Below are 12,106 nucleotides of genomic sequence, written 5' to 3'. Positions count from 1 at the left end.
CTATTTTGGTGCTTTTCTTAATAGGTAAAAACCTAATAAACCAAAGAATAATGTAGGCATAATAACAGCCGCAAAAGGAGGTAATCCACCTTTGGTAGAAAACATCTGTGTGAACTGATTAAATACGATATAAGCGAAGCTAATGAAGATTCCGATCCCTAACGATACACCGACACCTCCGCGTACTTTACGTGATGATAGCGCTACGCCGATCAGCGTTAATACGAAAGCAGAAAGCGGGTGGAGGTAACGTTTGTATTTTTCAAACTGAAGATCGTTCATTACGCCCGTTCCGCGGATTTTTTCTTTCCTGATCTTATCAGAGAGTTCCTTTGTGGTTAAATTTTGCACCACATTGTCATATGCCGAAAAATCATCCGGACGCATATCCAAAATGGTATCTTTTAACTTCCCATTACCATAAATCATGGTTTCTTTCAATCCATCGATCTTACGGATAGAGTAGTTGTTCAACTGCCATTTGCGTTTAAGCGAATCCCACTTTATATTTTCGGCAACGATCTTTTTGGTGAGTACATCTCCACTAAAATTATCCAAAGAAAACCGGTATCCTGAATTCGTTTTGTTGTCGAAATTATCAATATAGATATAGGTTTTGTCATCCAGTTTCATATGGATGTTTGATTTTGTGGAAGGATCATTACGTTTTACATACGTATTCTCGAAGCTATTTTTTAAGGTATTGGTATAAGGGAGGATGTATAGATTTGAAAGTAAGTTGGCTGAGAAAATAATCGTTGCCGACACCAGGTAAGGAAATAAAAAGCGGTTAAAACTTACCCCACCGCTTAAAATTGGTACAATTTCAGTCTGATCGGCCATTTTTGCGGTAAAGAAAATTACCGCAATAAAATTGATCAGCGGTGAAAGCATATTCACATAAAAAGGAATAGAGCCTGCGTAATATTTAGAGAGAATCCCCCAAAAACTCAGGCCACTTTTCATAAAATCATCCATCTTTTCAGATAGATCGAACACTACGATAATGATCACAAAAATGGCCAGGGTATAAATAAACGTACCCAGGTATTTCCCGATAATATACTGATCGATGATTTTTATCCTTCCTTTTAACAGATTCATTTTATAGCTTATTGCCTAATACTTTAACCATTTTGTTTTTCCACTCGTAAAATTCACCAGCAATTATCTTTTCCCTGGCCTGTTTTACCAACCAAAGATAGAAATGCAGATTATGCAAGGTAGCAATTTGAGCGCCAAGCATCTCCTTACTATGTACTAAATGTCTTAAATATGCTTTACTGGTTACTAAATCCGCATGAAGATCGCTCTCCGCATCCAATGGAGAAAAATCGTTCTCCCATTTCTTGTTCCTGATGTTTATAATCCCATTTCTGGTAAAAAGCATACCATTTCTGGCATTTCTGGTTGGCATTACACAATCGAACATGTCGATACCCAGTGCAATATTCTCCAAAATATTGATCGGTGTACCAACGCCCATTAAATAACGTGGTTTTTCTTCTGGTAATATATTGCATACCACTTCTGTCATGGCATACATTTCTTCAGCTGGCTCACCAACGGATAAACCACCAATGGCATTGCCTTCACGGTTCATGCTGGCAATAAATTCTGCCGATTTTATACGCAAATCTTTATACACAGAACCCTGAACAATAGGGAAAAGGGTCTGGTCGAAGCCGTATTTAGGTGCTGTATTATCAAAACGGGTACAACAGCGTTTTAACCAACGGTGTGTCATTTTAATTGATTGCGCTGCATAAGTATAGTCGCATGGGTATGGTGTGCACTCATCAAAGGCCATAATAATATCGGCACCTATGGTACGCTGAATATCCATTGCGTATTCTGGCGTGAAAAGGTGTTTCGATCCATCAATATGAGAATGGAAAGTAACGCCTTCTTCTTTAATTTTACGGACTTTACTTAAAGAATACACCTGGTAGCCTCCACTATCTGTTAAAATCGGGCGGTCCCAGCCAATAAATTTGTGTAATCCACCAGCTTTTTCGAGGATATCTAATCCTGGTCTTAAATATAAGTGGTAAGTATTGCCTAAAATGATTTTTGCGTCAATATCGTTTTTCAGTTCGCGCTGATGTACGGCTTTTACCGTTCCAGCGGTGCCCACAGGCATAAAAATGGGGGTTTGTATTTCACCATGAGCAGTTGTTACCGTTCCGGCTCTGGCTTTAGATAGTGGATCGTTAGCCTGTAAACTAAATTTCATCTGTTTCTATTTATTTTTCTCCAATTGTTAGGTGGAGCTTACCACCATCAAATTACGTTTTATTAAAACTAATTGTTATTTTGACGGTAGGCGGTTTGTACGTGTTTTTTCTCGTCGAAAATCTGCCAAAAATAGCAAAAATTGAGGGCATATTTTTGTTTAATTTTTTATCCACATAAAAGTGATTTACAGATTAAAAATGAGAAATTTGCGCCTATTTATTTTACCATCGTGATATTAACCCTGCTTGAAATTATTCTGCTCTCGATATTGGCTTTTTGCCTTTTGGTTCAGCTTTACTATGTACTTTTTGTTCATTTGAAATTGGCCAATGTAAGCATAGAGGAGATCCCGTTATCGGCACAAAAACCGTTAAGTGTAATTGTTTGTGCCCGAAACGAAATTGTAAATTTAGAGCAGTATCTGCCTGCATTATTAAGCCAGGATTATCCGGAGTTCGAAGTTGTGGTGGTTAACGATCGCTCTTGGGATGGTACAGAGGAGTTTTTAGAACAATTAGAGAAGAAACACCGTAACCTGAAAGTTGTTAAGATTTTAGATAACGATAAATTTATAGCAGGTAAGAAATTCGCGGTAACCATGGGTATAAAGGCCGCTAAGTACGATTGGTTGGTTTTTACTGATGCAGATTGTACACCAGCTTCTGAGCATTGGTTAATGGATATGCAACAGCCTGCTGATGAAAATACTGAAATTGTCTTGGGCTACTCGCCCTACATGAAGAAAAGAAGTCTGTTAAATGCATTAATTCGTTTCGAAACCTTTTTTACCGCTGTAAATTACCTGGCTTTCGCCTTAAAAGGCATGCCGTATATGGGGGTTGGACGTAATATGGCCTATAAAAAATCGCTTTTTTTTAAAAATAAAGGCTTTGCAGCACACATGCATATCCTATCTGGAGATGATGATTTATTCGTAAACGCACATGCCAATAAATACAATACAGAGATCCGCTTACACCGCGATAGCCATGTTTGGAGCGAACCCAATAATACCTGGGGAGGTTACCTGAGGCAGAAAAAACGTCATTTTGGCGCTGGAAAATTCTATAAATCGAAGCACAAGTTTATTTTGAGCCTTCAGATTGTTTTTCAGTTTTTGTTTTATGCGTTCTTTGCCGCATGTATGTTTTTCAGTCGTGAGGCGCAATATGTAGCCCTAGGAATCCTCGGATTAAGCATCATCATCAGGTGTTTTATCTACCCCAAATTGCTGAAACGCTTAAACTATAGCGATTTGCGTTGGTGGTTCCCGATTTTAGACATACTTTTGTTTCTGTTTTTAACCCTGAACGGATTTTTAGCCTTGTTTGGCAAGAAAAAAGTAAACTGGAAATAATTCAATAATCCTTTAGTAACTACAATATGCTTGATGTAAAGCCCGATATCGTTTTAAAATATTTCCCTAACCTAAGTGAAAAACAGATTGCTCAATTTTCACAATTGTTCGATTTATATAGCTTTTGGAATGCACAGATTAATGTAATTTCGAGAAAGGATATCGAAGAGTTATATGAGCGCCATGTATTGCACTCATTGGGGATCGCTAAAGTATGCAATTTTAAAGCAGGAGAATCGGTTTTAGATGTAGGTACAGGTGGTGGTTTTCCGGGCATTCCATTAGCAATCTTGTTTCCTGAAACAGAATTTTATCTGGTCGATTCTATCGGAAAAAAGATTAAAGTGGTAAAAGAGGTGGCTTCGGCATTAGGTTTGGAGAATTTAAGGGCCGACCATTTAAGAGCCGAGCAGATTAAAGAGAAATTTAACTTTGTGGTATCTAGAGCGGTAACCCGTTTAGGAGAATTTTATCCGTGGATACAGGGCAAATTTAAAAAGGATTCGTTAAACGCCATTCCGAACGGGATTTTGTATTTAAAAGGAGGTGATTTGGCAGAGGAGATCAAAGAATCAAAACTGAAAGCAGAATTATACCCGCTTTCAGCTTATTTTGAGGAAGATTTTTTTGAGACTAAATATGTGGTTTACGTACCGCAGTAATTGTTTTTAGAAATTTAGATTATATAAAGTTCCCTTCAACAGGAACAATAATTGGGGCTTCCTGGCCGGTAAAGTATATAAATATTTTTTGAGAAATGCTACCCTTCAGCGCTTTTCTTATGACCACATCAATGCTGAAATTTTTATTGGGTATTAAAGTTTTGGACTGTGTTTTCAATTCCAAAAAATCACAATCAGTAGTTATTTTTTCTATTTTAAGGCTTGCATTAGATATGTTGGCTAAAAGAATTAAGCCCGCATAATCTTTATCTGAACGCAGATTATTGAACTCTACCTTAGGTATTAGAAGTTTTAATTTTCCAAAATAAATCTTGTAGTCCGATTTTACACCCATTGCCTTTTCATAGGCTTTGATAGTTTCCTCTTTTAATTTTTTATCGGATTGTGGCGTAGGCTTAATTTCTATTGTTTTGTCTTTAGCATCAGTTGAGCCTTGAGCTCTTTTAGCTTCCATAGCAGTTCGGTAAGCTTGTACAATTACTTCTTGTGATCTTTTCTTTTTGGTTGTGTCTCTTTCAATTAGTACTGGGGGTGGGAATTTTTTTTGTTTTTTAAAACTATCAGCAACAGGAAGGGTTAGTTGCTTACCCTGCATTACTATATGTGGAGGTAATATAACTTTATCTGGCTTTATAGATAAGCTTTTTAATTTTTGGTTATCGCTTAGCTCAATTTTTCTCAAATCTCCATATTTTACTGTAGCTAGCGTTTTTTTAAGTTGTATTGCAATGTTGATCGCAGTATCAATTTTCGAAAATTCTTTTGTTCCTTTAAAATAATTTCCTTCTTTAATATTTACACCGTTTGGAACTAAACTCCAATCCAATTCCAAGATACTTTTTCCAGTCTTAGTGTTGTGTAAATAAACAGTAAACATATCTTTTGTATTTGCTTCAATATTTACACTATCTTTTGAGTTAGGAATCGGGTTTAGATTCGTAACAACTAATTCACCTTTTGTTAGTATTTCCCTAATTATTGTGCTATCCAATTGATCAATTTTCCCAGATAAATTCTCCGGTAGCAAGTCCACAAATCCATAATCTTTCGTAAAAGCCATGGTAGAAATGCATAATATTCCTGCAGTAATGGGCAGTACCACTAGCAATTTGAGCTTTGCCCAATGTGCTGATTTCTTTTGATTTAGCATATTGATTCTCTTTTTTAATATTGATGAACTGAATATTTGGTTAGTTAAGGTTAGGTTTTGGATCCCTGTTGAATTTTGAATCAAAAACATCGCATAATGATATTTTTCTACATCGCATTTCGTTGTTTCTTCATCGGCCAGGTACTCATGGATTAACTTAATGTCTTTTTTAACGAGATAAACGATTGGGTTAAACCAGTTGATGATCTGAATGATTTCGAATAACAGTACATCCAAACTGTGTTTTTGTTTAATGTGAACGAGCTCATGTTTGAGTATGGTGTTTTTTTCTGTTAATTGTGGATCTAAAAAAAGGAGGTTGAAAAATGAAAAAGCTATTTTTGAATCCTTTAAATCAATTAGTTTCACTCCATTATCCAATTTAACAGAAGGTAGTTTACGCATGCTGATAATTTTGGATAAATTAAAAAGCATTTTAAGTAGAAATGCAATGGTTACCAGACTATAAATCGCGATAATCGCATGATCGATAGTGATGATACTGGGTTGATAAGTTTCTAGTGGCAGGTTTTCTGTCATCATCACCTGGCTAGCAACCATTTCGGTAGTAGGTGCTATCGCAATCTGTTCGGTTACAGGTGCTTTTAAGAAACCCAGCTGAAAAAATGGAAGAACGAAAGCGAGCATAGAGCCAAAAATTAAATAACTTCTATTTAAACCATAAAAGGTTTCCTTGTGGAGGAATAATCTATAAAAGCCATAAAATAAGGCGAAATATAGATTTGCTTCGAGTAAATAATATAACCAGCTCATCACTTATCTTTTTTAAGTTTCTCTGCCAATTGGATAATTTCATTGAGTTCTTCAGTACTCATACTTTTTTCTTTCACCAGAAACGAAACCAGACTCTCGTAAGAGTTTTCGAAATAGTTGCTCATTACTTTATCTAATGCAAAGCGTTTATAATCAGTTTCTTTTATAATGGGGAAGTAGATATGCGTATTGCCGATAGCTTTATGATCAACAAAGCCTTTAGTTTCTAAAACCCTAATTACGGTCGAAACCGTGTTGTAAGCAGGTTTGGGTTCGTTCATTTTTTCTATAACGTCTTTTACTAAGGCTTCGCCCATTTCCCAAAGGATAAGCATAATCTGTTCTTCTGCTTTTGTGAGTTCTTTTATCATAGCAACTATTTTTATAGTTTGGTTAATTGAAGTTACTACTATAAAAATAGTTTGTAAACTATTTTTATAGTTTTATTTGTAAATATTTGATATACAGCTAAATAATTTTTGTTTTTAAGATTTGTAAAGCATAAAAAAACCTGCCGGATAGGGCAGGTTTAGACTTATATCAATCAGTTTATTAAAACCTTTCCGATTTTCTTGGATTGTCCATCATGATCATTTTATCTTTTAACAACTGCTGTAAGCCGGTTTGTTTGTCGATGTTTTTTACAACATCCAGCACAGCGCTTGCAGCATTATTAAAAAATGGTTTGGTGATGGTAGAATATTCGTCTGTAGCTTTATGATAATCTTTGTGGTCTTCTACACCGAAATATAAAAATGGAATATTTTTAGCATTAAATGCACCTTGGTCGCTTTGGTTTGTCCAATCATCGTGACCTTGTTTTGGATCGTCGTGGCCGAAAAGTAATTTAATATTGGTTTTAGTCGTATCTACATACTTCTTTAAATCAGGATATTTGAAAGTCCCGCAGACATAGAGCTCACCTTTATCATTATGGCTGATCATATCCATATTTAAATCAATGGCTATAGTATTAATAGGCACTGGTGGATTGCCTACAAATGCCTTTGCACCCTGTAAGCCCATTTCTTCCGCATCGAAAGAGGCGAAAAGGATTGTGTTATTTGGTTTGTTTTTAGCAAAATAGGCGGCAATTTTCAATAATCCTGCAGTTCCCGATGCATTATCATCAGCACCATTAAAAACTTCGCCTTTTACTACACCTAAATGGTCGTAATGGGCAGATACCACAATAACATTGGTTCCTTTGCCCGGAATGTAGCCGATGATGTTGGTGCCATTTATTTTTGTATTGCCTCTTCCGTTAAAAGTAAACTCCTGTGCGTAGTTTACATGCTGAGGATAAGATTTTAGTCCTAATTTTTGAAATCTTTCTACAATATATGCCCTGGCCATTTCGGCGCCTTTTGTACCGGTTTTTCTGCCTTGATAAGCATCTGATGATAATACCTCAACGTCTTTTAACAATTGGGTATCTAACTTGCCGGAAGCAGTATTATTTTGGTTTTTTACTGATGAACAGCAGCTTAGCATCATGGCTAAGGGAAGGATATATAGGATTTTCATATTTCTTTGTAATAAGTTAGGGTCGTCATCTCGACTGGAGCATCGTCCCGACGTTAAGTCGGGAGAGAGATCTATTGGAATAGATTTCTCGACTTCGTTGCACTCCGCTCGAAAGGACGACCATTGCGTTAAATTTTCTTAAAGATATTAATTATTAGATTATAGAAGGGAAAACGCTGTTTTTTTACTGTATTGCGTTTATAAACCTGATGGGAACGGAATACTTTTTATTTGCAGCAACCTTGAATACGTTGTCATGCTGAGGTACGAAGCATCTCGAACCTATGAAACAGATGCTTCGTGCCTCAGCATGACAGATGTTATAAAAGATTTAGTGTACAGCAGGGCTGCAGACCGCCAATGGTAGTGACTTTCATTTTCGAATTGAAAAAATGTAAATAAAAGATTGCTTCCCCGAAAATTCGGCGCAGGCTGTCGGCTGAAAAGCCTTCCCGCAATAACGGAAACGGTAGATTTTGCTTTGGTCTTTCAGCTTTCACCTTTAAGCTTTTACGCCGCTACTTCCCTTAAATCGACCGCTACAACCCTCGAAACGCCCTGCTCTACCATGGTTACCCCATAAATAATATCAGTGCTGGCAATGGTCCGTTTGTTGTGCGATACGATGATAAACTGCGATTGATCGGAGAATTTACGGATAATATTATTGAATTTATCGATGTTGGTATCATCCAAAGGTGCATCAACTTCATCGAAAATACAGAAAGGAGCAGGCTTTAACAGGTAAAGCGAAAACAATAGTGCCGTAGCTGTCAATGTTTTTTCTCCACCAGATAATTGATTGATCGATAAAGGTCTTTTTCCTTTCGGACGGGCGACAATATCGATATCGGCCTCTAAAGGGTTGTTAATGTCTGATAAAATCAGGTCGCAGCTATCTTCTTCGTTAAATAACGAACGGAAAACTACGATAAAATGCTCACGGGCCTGGGTAAAGGCCTGCATAAATTTATCTTTAGCCGTATCGTCTATCTCTTTGATGGTTTGTAAAAGGTCGGTTTTGGCTGCATTAAGATCCTTTTTTTGGTTCTGGATGAAAGTGTAACGTTCTTCCATTTCTTTAAAGGCTTCCATTGCCATAGAGTTGATGGCACCAAATTCGTCGAGTTGACGTTTCATCCGCTCTACCTTTTGACGGAGATCAAACTCACTTTCTAAAGCTTCAATTTCGGTATCTGTTTCTAAAAGGTCGTTGATGTCGATGTTGAATTCGACGGCTAAACGTTCTTTTAATGCATTCAGATCGATCTTTAATGCGTTCTTTTTATCCTTAATCTCAGTTAATAGGAAATCGGTTTCTTCGCGGGTTTTACGAATATTGGTCAGGTCGTTTTCAACCTCGTTAATGCTTCCTTTGCTTGTGAAATAAGCTTGCTCAGCTTCTGCAAGCCCTTTTTCCATCTCTTCACGTTGTTGATACATCTCTAAAAGCGTATCGTCGTTCAGGTCAGTGTGCTGTAATGTTGCCGTAATTTGGGTCAATGCTTCCTGTAATTCTTTGTCGTTTTGTGCGATGCGCTTATTCAAAGCTTCTTCCTGTACAAAACGGTAATCCAAATCTTTTTCTAAGCCGGATAACTTATTTTGTTGTTGGTGGAAACGTATGTTATCCTGGTTGTATTTACCTGCACTTTCGTTTACCTGATCGGCAATTTCCTGATAATTAAGTTGTTGTTCCTGTAAATTTATATGTGCTTCTTGCTGGTCTTTTTGTAATTGAACCAATGCTGGCAACTTTTCCGATAAGGCTTTTTCTATTGATACGATCTTTTGGGCAATATCTGTTTTACGGTTTTCGCTGGTCGTAATAAACTCCTGGTACTGGTCGCGACGGGTCTGCACAGAAATATGTTCGTTGTTTAAACGGTTCATTTCTTGTTGCAAAGCATTGATCTGATTGATTTTTGAAGCTTCTTTTAGGTTAAATATGTTATCAGTTTCAGCTTTAATTGAAGCATCGTACTGATTAATCAACGATTCTGAAGTTTTGATTTCTTTGGCCAGATTTTCTAAATTCTTGGCACGGCCAATCCTTTTTCCTTCGAATAAACCTACAGATCCACCCGCCAATGTGAATTTAGTTTGGGCATATTTTCCATTTTTAGCCAAAATGGTTAAACTATCTGTTGGTGTTGCTTTGAAAAGGCTTTCTTGCTCAGCTACTGCGATGTAAACATTTTGCAAAAGCAGGTTGCAGAGGTGCTGGTATTTTTTATCAACTTCAATGACTGATAGCGCTGAGACCAGGCCTTCATGCGTACCAATAACCGGGTTTTTATCGGGTATATTTTCTAAAATGAAAAAGTTTGCCCGTCCGCGGCTGGCATCGGTTAAGAGGTTAATGGCCTGTACAGCATCTGCATATTGATCAACCACATAATGGTTCATTACCGGCTCAAGGTAATTCTCAATGGCTATGCGGTAATCTTCATTACAGAATAAAATATCAGAAAGGAGCAGGGCACTTTTAGCAAAAGCGTTGTTTTTCTTCAAAAAACGGATCGATTCAGGAAAGCCCTCTAAACTATCAACTAGTGATTTTGTGAGGTTAAATTCGTTTTGCTTGGCATCTTTTTTACGGTTTTCGGCCGTCAATTTTTCCTTGTTCGAACTTAAATTGATTTCTGAAGCAGCCAGTTTTTCTTTTAAAAGTTCTTCAGCTTCCGTTAGGTTTTTAATATTGGCTTGCTTCTCCCTAACCTGAATATCAAGTTCGGCCAAGGCATGATCGAAAGCCTTTAATTCTAATGTTTTGGTTTCTGTATCATCAACATTCCGGTTGGTTTCCTGCACCAGCGCATCTTTTTGAATATTCAGGATATCAATTTCTTTTTGCGACTGGTATACTTGGTTTTGTAACTCGTTAACCGATTTGATCAGGTTATCAATCCTGTTTTTCTCGGTCTGCTGTTGCTCGCGTAAAGTGTCGAGCGTGGATTTTAAGCTTTTTAAATCAGATTCAAGTCGGTTAAAAACTTCAGTTTCAGTTAAAACTTCTTCATTTAAACGTTTGATGTTGTATTTAATGTGGTTAACCTGGTTTTTATCTTTTTCGAGCTCACCCGATAAACGTGTTTCTTTTTCCTGTAAAAAACGCATTTGCTCGTTCTTTACTTTTTTCTCACTTTCATAAGCACGGATTTTGGAAACAAACTCATTTGTGGCCTTTTGTTGTACAGAAAGGTTCTTTTCCTGACTGATACTGCCTAATTTAAGCTTTTGCAGTTCGGCTTCACCGGTATCTATTTTGGTACTGAGTGTTGTACGGTTTACCAGCTGATTTTGTTCCTGAGTTTCTAAAGCATTTAAATCGGTACGGAAGAAGGCAATGCGGTGTGTAGCCAACTGAACACTCAATTCGCGATATTGCTCTTTTAGCTTATAATAACGCTCAGCTTTACGTGCCTGATTTTCTAAGGTTTTAAGGTTTTTTTCGATCTCGAAAAGTAAGTCTTCAACCCGCTCTAAATCGGCCTCTGTGTCTTTTAGCTTGCTGAAAGTCTGTTTTTTACGTAATTTGTATTTCGAGATCCCCGATGCTTCTTCAAACAAGGAACGGCGGCTATGCTCTTTGTTGGTTATAATTTCATCAACCATTTTCAGCTCAATGATCGAATAACTATCAGAGCCGATTCCGGTATCCAGAAAAAGGTCGGTAATGTCTTTTAACCTACATTGAACATCGTTTAAACGGTACTCACTATCGCCATTTCTATAGAGTTTACGGGTTACAGTAACCTGTGAATAGGCTGTTGGCAGGATGTTCTTGGTATTATCAAAACTCAATGAAACCTCGGCAAGCTGCGCTTGTTTACGGTTTTTTGTTCCGTTGAAAATGATGTTCTCCATCTTTTCTGAACGAAGTGCTTTGGTACTCTGTTCGCCCAAAACCCAGCGCATAGCATCTATTACATTGGATTTTCCGCAACCATTAGGACCAACAATAGCGGTAACACCCTCATTAAAATTGATGGTCACTTTATCGCCAAAGCTCTTAAAACCTTTAATTTCTAACCTAGTAAGTTGCATGGTTTGTAATCGGGAGAACCGAGTTCAATAATAAGGATAATTTTGTGGTTTTTCAACTTTTTAACCATGGTGTTTTTAACCGCAAAGAACGCAGAGAGAAAAGCGCAGAGGGCACTGAGTTGGACATAATTTTAATACCGCTCGTCATGCTGAACTTGATTCAGCATCTATTTTTTATCTATTAAGGATCCTGATCCCGATGCAAAATCCTACCGTGTGGACACATCTTTTGGTTTGGGTTTTATTCGTTTTGCTAACCAACTCTAATAAAACACAGGTTTAACCGAAGAGCACCGTCAATCCCAAGGGCCGGAGAAATCAAAAAAA

The 12,106-nt window shown here is 37.2% G+C and carries 8 protein-coding genes; 2 read left to right on the top strand and 6 right to left on the bottom strand.

From position 1 onward, the window contains the following. On the bottom strand, positions 1-1,104 hold the full coding sequence (locus AW17_RS10720) for an LptF/LptG family permease (RefSeq protein WP_029276231.1): 1,104 nt from the start codon (positions 1,102-1,104) through the stop codon (positions 1-3). 1 nt (position 1,105) lies between these two features. Next, positions 1,106-2,236 carry a tRNA guanosine(34) transglycosylase Tgt gene (tgt, locus tag AW17_RS10715; protein ID WP_029276229.1) on the bottom strand — a complete coding sequence of 377 codons (1,131 nt, stop codon included), beginning with the start codon at positions 2,234-2,236 and terminating at the stop codon, positions 1,106-1,108. 141 nt (positions 2,237-2,377) lie between these two features. Here tgt and AW17_RS10710 point away from each other — a divergent pair, with 141 nt between their 5' ends. Next, positions 2,378-3,595: a glycosyltransferase gene (locus AW17_RS10710; RefSeq protein WP_342421775.1), complete on the top strand. Its 1,218-nt coding sequence runs from the start codon at positions 2,378-2,380 to the stop codon at positions 3,593-3,595. 26 nt (positions 3,596-3,621) lie between these two features. Next, a complete protein-coding gene (gene rsmG / locus AW17_RS10705) occupies positions 3,622-4,257 on the top strand; it encodes a 16S rRNA (guanine(527)-N(7))-methyltransferase RsmG (RefSeq protein ID WP_029276225.1) in 636 nt (211 codons plus the stop codon). Positions 4,258-4,276: 19 nt separating this feature from the next. Here the strand turns inward: rsmG and AW17_RS10700 are convergent, their stop codons facing one another. From AW17_RS10700 to smc, 4 genes are all read right to left on the bottom strand, one after another. Next, positions 4,277-5,989 carry a M56 family metallopeptidase gene (locus AW17_RS10700; protein ID WP_167343664.1) on the bottom strand — a complete coding sequence of 571 codons (1,713 nt, stop codon included), beginning with the start codon at positions 5,987-5,989 and terminating at the stop codon, positions 4,277-4,279. Positions 5,990-6,201: 212 nt separating this feature from the next. Next, positions 6,202-6,573 (bottom strand): BlaI/MecI/CopY family transcriptional regulator, encoded by a 372-nt coding sequence (locus AW17_RS10695; RefSeq protein WP_029276221.1) that lies wholly within the window; start codon positions 6,571-6,573, stop codon positions 6,202-6,204. Positions 6,574-6,754: 181 nt separating this feature from the next. Then, complete coding sequence (locus AW17_RS10690; protein WP_036669648.1) at positions 6,755-7,729, bottom strand: M28 family peptidase; 975 nt, start codon at positions 7,727-7,729, stop codon at positions 6,755-6,757. Between the two features lie 510 nt (positions 7,730-8,239). After that, the gene (gene smc / locus AW17_RS10685) at positions 8,240-11,779 is read right to left on the bottom strand and encodes a chromosome segregation protein SMC (RefSeq protein ID WP_029276217.1); all 3,540 of its coding nucleotides are present in this window, start codon (positions 11,777-11,779) and stop codon (positions 8,240-8,242) included. Positions 11,780-12,106 lie beyond the last annotated feature (327 nt).

The sequence above is a fragment of the Pedobacter borealis DSM 19626 genome (assembly GCF_000708285.2).
Classification (GTDB): Bacteria; Bacteroidota; Bacteroidia; order Sphingobacteriales; family Sphingobacteriaceae; genus Pedobacter; species Pedobacter borealis.
The sequence above is the reverse complement of the archived record's forward strand: the minus strand, read 5'-3'. Positions and strand labels throughout refer to the sequence as shown.